We start from the raw sequence: 15419 nt of genomic DNA, 5'->3' as shown, positions 1-15419 counted from the left end.
CACGTGCCGAGCGGCAGCCCGTCCTTTTCGTGTGTGCCGGTGGTGACGTGAGCGCAAACCTGATCCGCGAGTTTTCCGAATCTTCCCAACTCGCCGGCGGCAACGCCGACTACGTAGAGCAAGTCTACGAAGCCTGGCTCGCCGATCCCGGCGCCGTTCCAGCGGAATGGGACACCTATTTCAAGAGCTTCAAGGGCCGTGAGGCCGGCGACGTTCCCCACTCCGGCGCCATCGCCCGCATCGAGGCCGCGCAGAAACAGCGCCGCTCCGCGGTCGTCGCGCCGGCGGCGGGTTCGGCCGACGACGCCTACGCCCAGAAGCAGGCGGGCGTCCTGCGCCTGCTGACCGCCTACCGGTCGCGCGGCCACATCGCCGCCCAGATCGACCCGCTGGGCCTGACGGTCGCCGACATCGACACCCCGGATCTCGGCCTGGCCTTCCACGGTCTTTCCGACGCCGACCTCGACACCGAGTTCGACACCGGCACCTTCGCCGGCGGCGGCCAGCGCATGAAGCTGCGCGAGCTCCTCGCGAAGCTGAAGCAGATCTACACCGGCACCCTCGGTGCCGAGTTCATGTACATCTCCGACTACGACCAGCGGTCGTGGATCTACTCGCGTCTCGAAAAGGCCGCCGGCAACCCGGGCCTGCAGAAGGCCGAGAAGGTCCGCGTCCTCGAGGCGCTCACCGCCGCCGAGGGTCTCGAGCGTTACCTGCACACCAAGTACGTCGGCCAGAAGCGTTTCTCGCTCGAAGGCGGCGACAGCCTGATCCCGATGGTGGACGACATCGTCCGCGCCGCCGGCGACAACGGCGTCAAGGAAATCGTCATCGGCATGGCCCACCGCGGCCGCCTGAACGTGCTGGTCAACATCCTCGGCAAGGCGCCCTCGCAGCTCTTCAACGAGTTCGAAGGCAAGTTCGAGCACGACGACAGCCCGATCCACACCGGCGACGTGAAGTACCACATGGGCTTCTCCGCCGACGTCAAGACGCCGAACGGCGGCGTGCACGTCGCGCTCGCGTTCAACCCGTCGCATCTCGAGATCGTCAACCCGGTGGTCGCCGGTTCCGTGCATGCCCGACAGGCGCGCCGCGGCGACACCGCCCGCGAGAAGTCGATTGCCCTGCTCATCCACGGCGACGCCGCCTTCGCGGGCCAGGGCGTCAACATGGAGCTCCTGCAGATGTCGCAGGTGCGCGGTTTCGCGGTCGGCGGCACGATCCACCTGGTGGTCAACAACCAGGTGGGCTTCACCACCTCGCGTCGCGACGACTCGCGTTCCACGCTGTACTGCACCGACCTCGCGAAGATGGTCAATGCGCCGGTGTTCCACGTGAACGGCGACGATCCGGAGGCCGTGATCCAGGTCACCCGTCTCGCTTACGAGTTCCGCAAGCAGTTCAAGAAAGACGTCGTCATCGACCTCGTCTGCTACCGTCGCCACGGCCATAACGAGGCCGACGAGCCGGCGGCGACGCAGCCGCTGATGTACCAGGTGATCCGCAAGCGTCCGACCACGCGCGACCTCTACGCGCAGTCGCTCGTGAAGAGCGCCACCATCGGCGCCGACGACGGCCAGAAGATGCTCGACGAGTACCGCGGCCGCCTCGAGAAGGGCGAGCCGCTGATCTCGATCGATGCGAATCCCCAGCGCGACATCTCCGTCGACTGGTCGCGCTTCCACGGCAACAAGCTGTCGATGGACGTCGACACGGGCGTCTCGCGCGACACGATGGGCAAGGTGCTCGACGCGCTGCTCGACATCCCGTCGGACGTCACGCTGCATCCGCGCGTCGCGAAGATCTACGACGACCGCCGCAAGATGGCGTCCGGCGAACTGCCGGGCGACTGGGGCTTCGCCGAGAACCTCGCCTACGGCACGCTGATCGCCGAAGGCAACGACCTCCGCGTCGTGGGCCAGGATGCCGGCCGCGGCACGTTCTTCCACCGTCATGCCGTGCTGCACGACCAGAAGAGCGACGAGTGCTACATCCCGCTGCGCAAGGTCCGCGACGGTGCGCGCGTCGAGGTCGTCGACTCGCTGCTCTCCGAAGAAGCCGTGATGGCCTTCGAATACGGCGAAGCGACCACGTCGCCCGACCAGCTCACCATCTGGGAAGGCCAGTTCGGTGACTTCGCCAACGGCGCCCAGGTCGTGATCGACCAGTTCATCAGCTCCGGCGAAGCCAAGTGGGACCGCCTCTGCGGCCTCGCGCTGTTCCTGCCGCACGGCTACGAAGGCCAGGGCCCGGAGCACTCGTCCGCGCGTCTCGAGCGCTTCCTCCAGCTGTGCGCGATGGACAACATGCAGGTCTGCGTGCCGACCACCCCGGCCCAGGCGTTCCACATGATCCGCCGCCAGCAGGTGCGCCCGGTGCGCAAGCCGCTGATCGTGATGACGCCGAAGTCGCTGCTGCGCCACAAGCTGGCCGTGTCCTCGCTCGACGAACTGGCCAACGGCCGGTTCCAGCTGGTGATCGGCGAGCACCGCGACGTGGCCGCGAAGAAGGTCAAGCGCGTGGTGCTCTGCTCGGGCAAGGTCTATTACGACCTGCTGGAAGACGCCGAAAAGCGTGGCCTGAACGACGTCGCCATCGTGCGCGTCGAGCAGCTCTACCCGTTCCCGCGCCCGGAAGTCTCGGCCGAACTGGAAAAATACCCTTCCGCGAAGGAAGTGGTGTGGTGCCAGGAAGAACCGATGAACCAGGGCGCCTGGTTCCAGATCCGTCACCACCTGCAGGCCTGCATCGGCCCGAAGCACAGCCTGTCGTACGCCGGCCGTGCCCGTTCGCCGTCGCCGGCCGCCGGTCATCTCAACACCCATATCGCCGAACAGACGGCGCTCGTCGAACAGGCGCTCGTCGCGCCGGTCGGCACCGATCACGCAGCGGAGTAAGACAAGCATGTCCATCGAAGTCAAAGTCCCGGTTCTGCCCGAGTCGGTCTCCGACGCGCTCATCGCCACCTGGCACAAGAAGGCCGGCGACGCGGTCAAGCGCGACGAGAACCTGCTCGACCTCGAGACCGACAAGGTCGTTCTCGAAGTCCCGGCGCCGGTCGACGGCGTGCTCAAGGAAATCAAGTTCGAGGAAGGCTCCACGGTCACCAGTAGCCAGGTCATCGCCGTGATCGAGGAAGGCGCCGCCGCGGCCGCCCCGGCTCCGGCCGCCGCGCCGGCCGCCGCCGAGGCGCCGAAGGCCGCGAAGGCCGAGCCCGCCGCCGCGCCGAAGGGCGTGGACGAGCTCTCCCCGGCCGGCCGCCGCGTCGCCGTGGAAGACAACATCGACCCGTCGACGGTCTCGGGCACCGGCCGCGACGGCCGCGTGACCAAGGAAGACCTGGTCAACGCCGCGAAGGGTGGCACCGCCGCCCCGGCCGCCGCCGCTCCCGCCGCGAAGCCGATCCCGGGTTCGCGTCCGGAAGAGCGCGTGCCGATGACCCGCATCCGCACCCGCATCGCCGAACGCCTGATGCAGTCGAAGAACTCGATCGCGATGCTCACCTCGTTCAACGAAGTGAACCTCGCCGAGGTCGTCAAGCTGCGCAAGTCGCTGGGCGAGCAGTTCGAGAAGGCCAACGGCGTCAAGCTCGGCTTCATGAGCTTCTTCGTGAAGGCGGCCACCGAGGCCCTCAAGCGCTATCCGGTGATCAACGCGTCGGTCGACGGCAGCGACATCATCTATCACGGCTACCAGGACATCTCGATCGCCGTGTCGACGGACAAGGGTCTCGTCACGCCGGTGCTGCGCGACGTGCAGGACATGTCGTTCGCCGACGTCGAGAAGGGCATCATCGGCTACGCCAAGAAGGCGCGTGACGGCAAGCTCGGCCTGGACGACCTCCAGGGCGGCACGTTCACGATCACCAACGGCGGCACCTTCGGTTCGCTGCTCTCCACCCCCATCGTGAACCCGCCGCAGAGCGCGATCCTCGGCATGCACACGATCAAGGAGCGCCCGGTCGTCGAGAACGGCCAGATCGTGGCCGCGCCGATGATGTACATCGCCCTCTCGTACGACCACCGGATCATCGACGGCCGCGACGCCGTGCTGTTCCTGGTCGACATCAAGAACCAGCTGGAAAACCCGCAGCGGATGCTGCTCGGCCTCTGATGGCCGGTTGACCGCGGAATGTGAAGGCGGGAGTCGCACGACTCCCGTTTTCATGTTCCGACCCCATATCGGGCGGTAGCGATACCGCAGTGACATCCGGAGCGAAGCAATGAGCGACAAGTTCGACGTCATCGTCATCGGTGCCGGCCCCGCAGGCTATGTGGCCGCGATCCGCGCCGCGCAGCTGGGCCTGAAGACCGCCGTGGTCGACGCGTTCGTCGGCAAGGACGGCAAGGCCGCCCTCGGCGGCACCTGCCTCAACGTGGGCTGCATCCCGTCCAAGGCGCTGCTCGACTCCTCGAAGCAGTTCCACAACCTGACGCACAACTTCAAGGATCACGGCATCACCGCCGAGAATCCGAAGATCGACATCGGCACCTTCATCGGCCGCAAGGACAAGATCGTCAAGCAGTTCACCGGCGGCGTGACCATGCTGTTCAAGGCGAACAAGGTCACCTCGTTCTTCGGCAAGGGCAAGCTGCTCAAAGGCAACCAGGTCGAGATCACGGGCAACGACGGCGCCGTGCAGACGATCTCCGCCACCAACGTGATCCTCGCGTCCGGTTCGGTGCCGATCGAGCTGCCGTTCGCGAAATTCGACGGCAAGCACATCATCGACAACGCTGGCGCGCTCGACCTCACCGAGGTGCCGAAGCGCATGGGCGTGATCGGCGCCGGCGTGATCGGCCTCGAGCTCGGCAGCGTGTGGAAGCGTCTCGGCGCCGAGACCACCGTGCTCGAAGCCCTGCCGAAGTTCCTGCAGGTGGCCGATCAGGACATCGCCAAGATGGCCGCGCGCGAGTTCGCCAAGCAGGGCCTCGACATCAAGGTCAACGCCAAGGTCACCTCGGCCGAGGTCAAGGGCGACGAAGTCCATGTCGGCTACACCGACAAGGACGGCAACGCGCAGACCCTCGTCGTCGACAAGCTGCTCGTCGCCGTGGGCCGTCGCGCCTACACCGGCGGCCTGCTGGCCGACGACACGGGCGTGAAGCTCGACGAGCGCGGCCGCATCGTGGTGGACGAGCACAACCACACCGGCGTCGATGGCGTCTGGGCGATCGGCGACGCCGTCCGCGGTCCGATGCTCGCGCACAAGGGCTCGGAAGAAGGCGTCATGGTCGCCGAGCTGATCGCCGGCAAGCCGGGTCACGTCAACCTCGACACCGTGCCGTGGGTCATCTACACGGAACCGGAAATCGCCTGGGTCGGCAAGACCGAAGAACAGCTGAAGGAAGAAGGCATTCCTTACCGGACCGGCGCGTTCCCGTTCGCCGCCAACGGCCGTGCCGTGGCGATGAACGAAGGCATCGGCCAGGTGAAGATGATCGCCCACGCCGAAACCGACCGCATCCTCGGTGTGCACATGGTCGGACCGGCGGTGTCGGAGCTGATCCACGAGTGCGTCGTGGCGATGGAGTTCAAGGGTTCGTCGGAAGACCTCGCCCGCATCGTGCACGCCCACCCGGCCCTGTCGGAAGTGGTGCACGAAGCCGCCCTCTCGGTCGACAAGCGCGCCATCCACAAGGGCAACTGATTGCCTGCGTGACGCAAAGCCCGTCCATGCGTTTAGCATGGGCGGGCTTTGTCGTTTTCGGAGCGGCGGTGTCTTTGTAGAAGCGCGCCTTATGCGCGACATGTTTCGAGGCCGGGCCCCGGCGCTGGCACGCCAGCTCACAGGGAACGGCGAAGCGATGTCGCGCGCTGGGCGCGCTCCTACAAAAACATCGGAGAACGAGCATGCGTGACATCCAATCCCTGTGCGTCTACTGCGGCTCCAGCAGCGGCGCGCACCCCGAGTACGCCGAGGCCGCGTGGGCGTTCGGCACGCGCATGGCGCAGGAAGGCATCGCACTCGTCTACGGCGGTGGCAAGGTCGGCCTCATGGGCACGGTGGCCGACGCGGTGATCGCCGGCGGCGGACGCGTGATCGGCGTCATCCCCCGCCAGCTCGTCGAGAAGGAAGTCGCGCACACCGGCCTGACGGAGCTGCACGTCGTCGAGACGATGCACCAGCGCAAGACGCGCATGTACGAACTCTCGGACGCGTTCGTCGCCCTACCGGGCGGCTTCGGCACCATGGACGAGATGTTCGAGATGCTCACCTGGGCGCAGCTCGGCCTGCACAGCTACCCGTGCGCGTTCCTCGACGTGCGCGGCTTCTACCGCAGCCTCGCCGCCACGATGGATCACATGGTGTCGGAGGGCTTCGTGAAGTCGATCCAGCGCGATCAGGTGTGGTTCGGCGAAAGCATCGACGCGGCTTTCGAGTGGATGCGAACCTACGAATCCACCTACACCCCGAAATGGATCACGGCCAGCGCCGTCGACAGCCGCACCTGAGCGAGGTTCGCCATGACTACCTTCCGCGCGTTTCGAATCCATCAGGACGACGCCGGCCACCGCGCCGGCATCGAGACCATGGCCATCGAGGATCTCACCGCCGGTGAGGTCCTCGTACGCGCCGAATGGTCGTCGGTGAACTACAAGGATGCCCTCGCGGGCACGGGAAAGGGCAAGATCCTTCGCCACTACCCGTTGAACGGCGGCATCGACGTCGCGGGCACCGTCGTCGCCTCCGCCGATCCCGCCTTCCGCGAAGGCGACCGGGTGCTCGCGACCGGCAGCGGCCTGTCCGAGACGCTGGACGGTGGGTACGGCGAATACGTGCGCCTCCCCGCGGCATGGACGGTCGCCCTGCCCGCCTCGCTGACGACGCGCGAGGCGATGATCATCGGCACCGCCGGCTTCACCGCCGGCCTCGCGCTGCTCCGCATGACGGAGAACCGGCAGACCCCATCGCTCGGTCCGATCGCGATCACGGGCGCCACGGGCGGCGTCGGCATGCTCGGCATCGACATCTTCACGGGTGCCGGCTACGAGGTGCACGCCATCAGCGGCAAGGCGGACCGGTTCGACACCCTGCGCGCGCTCGGCGCCACGACCTGCGTCGACCGCCACACGCTGGCCTTCAGCGGCAAGCCCATGGAATCGGCCCGCTACGGCGGTCTGCTCGACAACGTCGGCGGGGCGACGCTCGCCGGATTCCTGCCAGCGATCGCGCCCTACGGCAACGCCGCGATCTGCGGCCTTGCCGGAAGTCCCGCGCTGGCCACGACCGTCATGCCCTTCATCATCCGCGGCGTCAGCGTGCTCGGCATCGCCTCGGCGGGAACGGCGCGCGACGTGCGCGACGAGGTCTGGCGGCGCCTTTCCGGCGAATGGAAGCCACGTCACCTCGACACCATCTGCACGAAGGAAGTGGCACTTGAAGATGTAGCGAGCGTCTTCGGGACGATGCTCGACGGCGGCTCCTTCGGCAGGACGGTCGTCAGGATCGCCGGCTGATACCTGTCGGGGCACGTTTGTGTTGTTGCACCATTGATACGGGCGCGGCGGCCGGTAGAATGAGCCCTCGCCAAGGGCGCCACGCGCGACGTTTTTTCGTCACCGCGGATCCGCGACACCTGCCCGGACGGTAGGTGTCACCAAAGAACACATCGGGCACCGACCCGGGGGAAAGTGAATGGCTCGCATCCTGATCGTCGACGACTCGCCGTCGCAGCTGCTGGGTATCAAGCGCATCGTCGAAAAGCTGGGCCACGAGGCCATCACCGCCGAAGACGGCGCCGCCGGCGTCGAGACCGCCAAGCGCGAATTGCCCGACCTGATCCTCATGGACGTCGTGATGCCGAACCTCAACGGGTTCCAGGCGACGCGCACGATCAGCAAGGAAGACACCACCAAGCACATCCCCATCATCCTGGTCACCACGAAGGATCAGGACACCGACAAGGTGTGGGGGCTGCGCCAGGGCGCGAAGGCTTACGTCGTGAAGCCGATCAAGGAAGAGGAGCTGGTGGCCGCGCTGAAGGAACACCTGCCGGGCTGATGGTCGATTGAACGGCTCGGGTGGGAGCCAGACTGCTGGCCCCCACCGCGAGGACGATCACCCCCGTCGCGGATCGAACCCCGCGAACGCGTCCTTGAACTCGGCGTACGCCGCCTGCTCCTCGTGCGTCTCCGGCACGGGAACGCGAATCTCGAGCACCACGATCTGATCGCCCGGCTCCGCGCCGGGCAGACCCCGTCCCTTGAGCCGCAGCTTGCGCCCCGATTGCGAGCCCGAGGGGATGCGCAGGTCGACGTGCCCGCCCAGCGTCGGGACCGGCACCGTGGCGCCCAGCGCGGCTTCCCACGGCGTGATCGGCAGCACATGGGTCACCGTCCGGCCATCGAGGCGGAAGCGGTTGTCGTCCCGAATGGCGATCTCCAGCAGCAGGTCGCCCGCCGGACCGCCGCCGGCACCGGGATGCCCCTGGCCGCCGAGGCGGATCGTCTGACCGGACGTGATGCCGGCCGGAATCTTCACCTCGAGCACGCGCTCGCCGCCCGACGTGTCGTTCAGCACCACGCGTGTCTTGCCGCCGTTAAAGGCGGTCTGCAGGTCGGTTTCGATCTTCGCCTGGATATCGCGCCCGCGCCGCGCCTGCTGCTGCTGACCGCGGCCACGGCCGCCACCGAACAGGCTTTCGAAGAAATCGCTGAAGTCGCCGCCACCGCGGCCGCCCATGTCCCCGAAATCGAATCCACCCGCGCCCTGCTGGCCCCAGCCCGGCGGCGGACGGAATTGCTCGCCCTGTCGGTAGCCACCGGCGCGGAACTGGTCGTACTGGCGGCGCTTTTCGGGATCCTTCAGGGCCTCGTTGGCCTCGTTGATCGCCTTGAACTTCTCCTCGGCGCCGGCGTCCTTGTTCTTGTCCGGGTGGTATTTGCGGGCAAGTTTGCGATACGCCGCCTTGATCTCGGCGTCGGTCGCTTCGGGCTTGACCCCTAAGGTCTCGTAGTAATCCTTGAACTCCACAGGCTCTCCCGGGCTTGTGTCGAAAACAGAAAAACGAAATGCCCGCGGCGGACAGGCGTCCACCGCGGGCCAGACCGCTAAGCTTAGGCCGTTTTAGACCGCAGCGTTAATGGCAATGCGACGCGGTGCGCTCTCGGCCTTCTTCGGGATGGCGATCTCGAGCACCCCATTGCCGCCGGACGCCGTGATGCCTTCCGCATCGGCGCTTTCCGGCAGGGTGAAGCTGCGCTTGAAAGCACCCGCCACACGCTCGACGCGGCTGAACTTGCCCTCGGCCTCGCTGGCGAACGCCTTGCGCTCACCCTTGATGCTGAGAACGTTCTTGTCCATCTGGATCTCGATGTCCGCGAGGTCCACGCCGGGCACGTCGGCCAGGATGAGGAAACGGCCCGCTTCTTCACGGATGTCGACGCGCGGCGCAAAGGTGCCGGCGGCCGCCGCGGGGGCCGCGATGTCGCTGCCGAAGAGCTGATCGAAGACGTTACGGACGTCGCTGCCGAACACCGGCGCACGACGGAACGAAACCTGACGAAGCTGGTTCATCTGTTTGACTCCCAAGAAGTTTTCCGGCCCCGTGGCCGTCTGGTATCCAACATATGAGCGCGGCTGGACGATTCAAGTGGGGGGCGTCCCGACACTTCAGCCGCGCGGTCATCCCGTACACTCGGGCTTTCTTCCTGAGAGGACCGCATCATGACCATCGCCGTCGGCGACCGCATTCCCGAGGCCACCGTCGCCATCTTCGACGATGGCATCCAGACCCATTCGACCCTCGATCTGCTGGGCAACGGCAAGGTCGTGGTATTCGCGGTCCCCGGCGCCTTCACCCCAACCTGTTCGAACAAGCATCTGCCGGGTTACATCCAGCACATGGACGATTTCGAGCAGCGCGGCGTGAAGGTGTTCTGCCTTTCGGTCAACGACGCATTCGTGATGCAGGCATGGGGCAAGGAACGCGGCATTCCCGCGAGCCTGTACATGCTCGCCGACGGCAACGCGGCGTTCGTGCGCGCGCTCGGGCTGGAGCTCGACGGCACCAAGAACGGCATGGGCATTCGGGCGAAGCGCTTCGCCATGTATCTCGAAGATGGCGTGGTCAAGGTGCTGAACATCGAAGCGCCAGGCGAGTTCCGCGTGTCCTCGGCCGAAACGATGCTGGAAGCGATCGACGCCTAGAGCGGTTCGTGTGGCTCGTGTGGGAGCGGCCTTGGCCGCGATGGGGGCTTGCCGCGAGCACCCATCGCGGCCAAGGCCGCTCCCACATTGAGCCAAGAGCTCGCCGCTATTGTGGCTCCTGCACAAACGGCGTGCCTCGCCGGTCGGCAGAGCCGTCGGCCGCCGCCCTCGGCGCGACTTGCGGAACCGAGCGCGGCGAGCGGATCAGGCCCGCAGGGGGCCGGCCCGGACGGCCGGCCGTTTTCGTCGAGGCAGGAGCCGAGTCGAAAACCCCCGCTCGCCGCGCGGGCGCGCAGGGGCGTCAGCCATAGGACACGGCCGCGCAGCGGCATCCTTTCCCAAGCGACGGTGAAGCCCGGAGCGCCGAGGGCGGTGGCCGACGGCTCTTCGCGACAGCGCAAACCGAATGCGATGGCGAAGCCGAGCCGGGAGCACCGAGGGCGGCGGCCGACTGCTCTTCGCGACAGCGAAAACCGAACGCGATGGCGAAGCCGAGCCGTCACCCAAAAGAAAGCCGCCTCGCGGCGGCTTCCCTCTTACTTACGCTTCGTCGACCGGCCCGCTTTCGACCGGCGGCATATCCGCCGCGGCTTCGCCGTCGGGCATGTCGCCCTCGCCTTCGATCTCTTCCTCGGCCTCGAGGCGCACCACGCCGATCAGTTTCTCTTCCTTCGGAAGCTTGATCAGGGTGACGCCCTGCGTGTTACGGCTGAGCTGCGAGACTTCCGACACGCGCGTGCGGACCAGCGTGCCCTGGTCGGAGATGAGCATCAGCTGCTGCACTTCCGTGACCTGCGTGGCTGCGACGAGGTTGCCGTTGCGCTCCGAGCACTGGATGGCGATGACGCCCTGCGTGCCGCGGCCCTTCTTCGGGAACTCATCGAGCGCCGTGCGCTTGCCGTAGCCACGCTCGGTGGCGGTGAGGATGTCGCCCTCGCCCGAGGCCACGATGAGCGACACGACCTCGGCCTCGTCGGCGAGACGCATGCCGCGGACACCGGTGGCCGTACGGCCCATGGAGCGCACGCTGCCTTCGTCGAAGCGCACCGACTTGCCGTTCGACGCGAACAGCAGCACATCGCTTTCGCCGGCGGTCATCGCCACATCGACCAGGGCGTCGCCCTCTTCGAGGTTGATGGCGGCCTTGCCCTTCTGCAGCTGGAATGCGAACTCGGTCAGCGGCGTCTTCTTCACCGTGCCCTTGCGCGTGGCGAAGAACACGAAGCAGCTCGGATCGTAATCGCGCACCGGCAGCAGCGCCTGCACCTTCTCGCCCTCGGCCAGCGGCAGCAGGTTGACGATCGGCTTGCCGCGCGCACCCGGGCCGGCTTCCGGCATCTGGTACACCTTCAGCCAGTACACGCGACCGGTGCTCGTGAACGTGAGCAGCGTGTCGTGCGTGTTGACCACCCACAGCTGCTGCACGACGTCTTCGTCTTTCAGCGCCGACGCCGAGCGACCCTTGCCACCACGACGCTGCGCACGATAGAGGCTCGCCGGCTGGCGCTTGATGTAGCCCGTGTGCGAGAGCGTGACCACGACGTCTTCCGGCGCGATCAGGTCGAGTACGTTGAGATCTTCCTGCGAATGCTGGATCTCGGTACGGCGCGCGTCGCCGTAGTCCGTACGGATCTGCTCCAGCTCTTCGCGAATGACTTCGAGCAGGCGCACCGGATTCTCGAGGATCTCGATGAGTCCGCGGATCGTGTCGAGGATCTCGCGGTATTCGTCGGAGAGTTTTTCCTGCTCCAGGCCCGTGAGGCGATGCAGACGCATCTGCAGGATCTCGGTGGCCTGGGCTTCCGACAGCTGGTAGCCGTCGTCGCGCAGGCCATCGCGCGGATCCATGTCTTCCGGACGCGACGAGGCCGCACCGGTGGCGGCGAGCAGCGCCTTCACCAGGCCCGGCTCCCAGCGGCGGGCGACCATGCGCTCGCGCGCCTCGGCGGACGACGCCGACGTGCGGATCAGCTCGATCATCTCGTCGATGTTGGCGAGCGCGACCGTCAGACCTTCGAGGATGTGCGCGCGCTGGCGTGCCTTGCGCAGTTCGAAGATGGTGCGGCGGGTGACGACTTCGCGACGATGGCGGATGAACGCCTCGAGGATGTCCTTCAGGTTCAGCAGCTTCGGCTGGCCGTCGAGCAGCGCCACCATGTTGATGCCGAACGTGACCTGCAGCTGCGTCTGCTGGAACAGATTGTTGAGCACGACATCGGCCATCGCGTCGCGACGGATCTCGATGACGACGCGCATGCCGTCCTTGTCGGACTCGTCGCGCAGCTCGCTGATGCCTTCCAGCTTCTTCTCTTTCACCAGCTCCGCGATCTTCTCGATCAGTCGGGCCTTGTTGACCTGGTAAGGCAGCTCGTGGACGAGGATCGTCTCGCGACCGTTGGCTTCGGTTTCGATCTCGGTGCGTGCGCGCACCAGGATGCGGCCACGGCCGGTGCGATACGCCTCGACGATGCCGGACGAGCCATTGATGATGCCGGCGGTCGGGAAATCCGGACCGGGCACGTACGTCATCAGGTCGTCGATACCGAGCGACGGATCTTCGATCAGCGCGAGCGTGGCGTTGATGACCTCCGTCATGTTGTGCGGCGGGATGTTCGTCGCCATGCCGACGGCGATGCCGGCCGAGCCGTTGACAAGGAGGTTCGGCACGCGGGTCGGGAGGACCAGCGGCTCGTGCTCGCTTTCGTCGTAGTTGGGACCGAAGTCGACGGTTTCCTTGTCGATGTCGGCCATCAGCTCGTGCGTGAGGCGCGCCATGCGCACCTCGGTGTATCGCATCGCGGCCGCGTTGTCGCCGTCGACCGAACCGAAGTTGCCCTGGCCGTCGACGAGCATGTAGCGCAGCGAGAACGGCTGGGCCATGCGGACGATCGTGTCGTAGACCGAGGCGTCGCCGTGCGGATGGTATTTACCGATCACGTCACCGACCACGCGGGCCGACTTCTTGTACGGCTTGTTCCACGCATTGCCGAGTTCGTTCATCGCGAACAATACGCGGCGATGCACGGGCTTCAGTCCATCGCGGACATCGGGGAGTGCACGCCCTACGATCACGCTCATCGCGTAATCGAGATAGCTCTGGCGCATCTCGTCTTCGATGTTGACGCGGATGACTTCTTTGGCGAGTTCTGCCATCAATCGGCTTCCTGGATGTTGCGTGAGTGCCCCCGCCGGCCACGTCGTTCGCGCTTGGCGCGACGCCGCCGACTCAACCCGTCGATTGTAGCACAACCGACGTGGAAATGACAGCTAAAAAGTCCGTAAAATCAATGGCTTACGGCGATGATTTGGGCGCCCGGAAAAGCACCGCGCGCGCCAGTGCGAAATTCGCCACGGCGCCGGCGGCCGACCCTGCCGCCACCGCTGCCGCGGGCCATGCGTGGAGGCCAGGAAACAGCCGGAACGCCAGCACGTAGACACCGTTATTGACGACCGCACCGAGTGCCATCAGGCCCATCCAGTGGAACCATTCCGCGCGTCGCCCGCGCCCGGAATCGCGGTGCGCGAAGGTGTGTCGGCGATTCCACCACCACGTGACCGTGGCGGCGCTGAGAAACGAGACGACGCGCGCCGTGTAGACGTTCCAGCCTGCCAGACCGACCAGCCCCTGCGCGATGCCCGCGTCGACGCAGAGGCCGAGGATGCCGCCGATCGCGAACAGGGCGACCTCGCGGCGCAGGTGCTTCACGGAAACAGGATCCGCATCTGCTCTTCGTCCGGCTTGAGGATGACGCCGCGCTCGGTGACGATCGCATCGATGAGCTCGGCTGGCGTCACGTCGAACACCGGGTTCCACGCCTCCGCGCCTTCGATCACCGTGCGCGTGCCGCCCACGGAGAGCAGTTCGGTCGCGTCGCGCAGCTCGATTTCGATGTCCGCACCATCGGCCGTGGCCATGTCCACGGTCGTCGACGGCGCCACGACCATGAACTTCACGCCGTGGTGGCGCGCCGCGATCGCGAGCTGGTACGTGCCGATCTTGTTGGCGGTGTCGCCGTTGGCCGCGATGCGGTCGGCGCCCACGATCACCCACTTCACCTTGCCGTCCTTCATCAGGTGTGACGCCGCCGAATCCGCGATCAGGCGCGCAGGAATGCCATCGCGCACGAGCTCCCACATGGTGAGGCGCGCGCCCTGCTGCCAGGGCCGCGTTTCGCCGGCGTACACCTGCTCGATGTGACCCATGGCGACACCCGCGCGGATCACGCCCAACGCCGTGCCGTAGCCGGCCGTGGCGAGCGAACCCGTGTTGCAGTGGGTGAGCACGTGCGAGCCCGGCTCGATGAGCGCGGCACCGAGTTCGCCCATGTGCCGATTGGCGGCGAGGTCTTCGTCCTGGATCGCCTGTGCTTCGCGCTCGAGAGCCGCCGCGTCGGCACCTTCGAGAACACGCAGGTTCATGCGGTCCAGCGCCCACATGAGGTTCACCGCGGTCGGGCGCGCGGCGCGCAGGGTCGACATCGCCACGGGGAGGTCGACGCCCGCCTGCGCGGCCAGCACGACACCCCAGGCGGCCGCGATGCCGATGGCTGGCGCACCGCGCACGGCGAGGTCGCGAATGGCGCGGGTGACTTCGTCGGCGGTGACGCAATCGAACCAGAGTTCCTCGGCCGGCAGGCGGCGCTGGTCGAGCAGGCGCAGGCGGTCGCCGTGCCACTGCACGGCACGGATGGAATCGTGGGAGGCGTTCGTAGTCATCGGTGAATTATCGCATGGGGCCGCTGTCGGCGCGGACGGCGAGTCTCGGAAGGCGTCAGCGTTCCGGATCGGCGTCGGGCTGGTTCACGAAGACCAGAACGGCCAGTAACGGCATGTAGAAACGGAACGCTCCCTCCTGCCCGTTCCACGTCGTCGACTGCCACATCGCGAACCATTCGCCGCCGACGACCATGAAGCCGAAGAACCAGACCAGGAAGCCCATCGTGCATCCCGCGGCGACCCATCGCTTGGCTCGCTGGAACGCGACGCCACTCGCATGCCGCGCACGCCAGAGCGCCACGGCGCCGACGAGAAGCAGGACGCCCGTCGCCCCTTCGCCGGCGATGATCGACGCGTAACCGATGTGCCAGAGTGCCGGCGTGACGATCGCGCGATCCATCAGCGCGTTGCCCGGAAAGGTGCTGTCCATCGAAAGCACGTGGCGCACGAACGCGAAGTTCGAACCGTAATCCACGAGGTTGTCGTACGTGACGACCAGCGCGAACGCAGCGAGCGCCAGGCTCATTGCGACTTTCGACAGGCGCAC

Annotated in this window: 13 protein-coding genes; 7 read left to right on the top strand and 6 right to left on the bottom strand. The window is 66.6% G+C overall.

Annotated features, from left to right (window positions below; translation table 11 throughout):
• The first annotated feature begins 47 nt into the window (after nt 1-47).
• The 6 genes from BMX32_RS12740 to pilH all read left to right on the top strand — a co-directional run bounded on the left by BMX32_RS12740 (nt 48) and on the right by pilH (nt 8008).
• Nucleotides 48-2900: a 2-oxoglutarate dehydrogenase E1 component gene (locus BMX32_RS12740; protein ID WP_029213365.1), complete on the top strand. Its 2853-nt coding sequence runs from the start codon at nt 48-50 to the stop codon at nt 2898-2900.
• A 7-nt stretch (nt 2901-2907) separates the two neighbouring features.
• Nucleotides 2908-4116, top strand: coding sequence for a 2-oxoglutarate dehydrogenase complex dihydrolipoyllysine-residue succinyltransferase (odhB, locus tag BMX32_RS12735; protein ID WP_089979353.1), 1209 nt, complete (start codon nt 2908-2910; stop codon nt 4114-4116).
• 109 nt (nt 4117-4225) lie between these two features.
• The gene (lpdA, locus tag BMX32_RS12730; RefSeq protein WP_089979352.1) at nt 4226-5653 is read left to right on the top strand and encodes a dihydrolipoyl dehydrogenase; all 1428 of its coding nucleotides are present in this window, start codon (nt 4226-4228) and stop codon (nt 5651-5653) included.
• A 212-nt stretch (nt 5654-5865) separates the two neighbouring features.
• Entirely contained in the window at nt 5866-6459 is a 594-nt protein-coding gene (locus tag BMX32_RS12725) for an LOG family protein (protein ID WP_170843700.1), read from the top strand.
• Nucleotides 6460-6471: 12 nt separating this feature from the next.
• Entirely contained in the window at nt 6472-7464 is a 993-nt protein-coding gene (locus tag BMX32_RS12720; protein WP_089979349.1) for an acrylyl-CoA reductase family protein, read from the top strand.
• A gap of 178 nt (nt 7465-7642) precedes the next feature.
• Complete coding sequence (pilH, locus tag BMX32_RS12715) at nt 7643-8008, top strand: twitching motility response regulator PilH (RefSeq protein WP_089979347.1); 366 nt, start codon at nt 7643-7645, stop codon at nt 8006-8008.
• A gap of 57 nt (nt 8009-8065) precedes the next feature.
• On the opposite strand, the gene BMX32_RS12710 is transcribed toward pilH, so the two are convergent.
• The gene (locus tag BMX32_RS12710; RefSeq protein ID WP_089979345.1) at nt 8066-8980 is read right to left on the bottom strand and encodes a DnaJ C-terminal domain-containing protein; all 915 of its coding nucleotides are present in this window, start codon (nt 8978-8980) and stop codon (nt 8066-8068) included.
• 93 nt (nt 8981-9073) lie between these two features.
• The gene (locus tag BMX32_RS12705) at nt 9074-9523 is read right to left on the bottom strand and encodes an Hsp20/alpha crystallin family protein (RefSeq protein WP_089979343.1); all 450 of its coding nucleotides are present in this window, start codon (nt 9521-9523) and stop codon (nt 9074-9076) included.
• A 150-nt stretch (nt 9524-9673) separates the two neighbouring features.
• On the opposite strand from BMX32_RS12705, the gene BMX32_RS12700 reads away from it, so the two are divergent.
• Entirely contained in the window at nt 9674-10156 is a 483-nt protein-coding gene (locus tag BMX32_RS12700) for a peroxiredoxin (RefSeq protein WP_089979341.1), read from the top strand.
• 540 nt (nt 10157-10696) lie between these two features.
• On the opposite strand, the gene gyrA is transcribed toward BMX32_RS12700, so the two are convergent.
• The 4 genes from gyrA to BMX32_RS12680 form a co-directional block, all read right to left on the bottom strand.
• Nucleotides 10697-13309, bottom strand: coding sequence for a DNA gyrase subunit A (gene gyrA, locus BMX32_RS12695; protein WP_089979339.1), 2613 nt, complete (start codon nt 13307-13309; stop codon nt 10697-10699).
• A 139-nt stretch (nt 13310-13448) separates the two neighbouring features.
• A complete protein-coding gene (locus BMX32_RS12690; protein WP_244511518.1) occupies nt 13449-13862 on the bottom strand; it encodes a GtrA family protein in 414 nt (137 codons plus the stop codon).
• Nucleotides 13859-14872: an S-methyl-5-thioribose-1-phosphate isomerase gene (gene mtnA, locus BMX32_RS12685; protein WP_089979338.1), complete on the bottom strand. Its 1014-nt coding sequence runs from the start codon at nt 14870-14872 to the stop codon at nt 13859-13861. Before mtnA ends, BMX32_RS12690 begins: the two co-directional genes overlap by 4 nt.
• 55 nt (nt 14873-14927) lie before the next feature.
• Nucleotides 14928-15419, bottom strand: a complete 492-nt coding sequence (locus tag BMX32_RS12680) for a DUF2165 family protein (protein WP_280140856.1) — start codon at nt 15417-15419, stop codon at nt 14928-14930.

It is taken from the genome of Luteibacter sp. UNCMF331Sha3.1 (assembly GCF_900109915.1).
Lineage (GTDB): Bacteria > Pseudomonadota > Gammaproteobacteria > Xanthomonadales > Rhodanobacteraceae > Luteibacter.
Note: the sequence above shows the minus strand (reverse complement) of the source record. Positions and strands in the feature narration are given on the sequence as shown.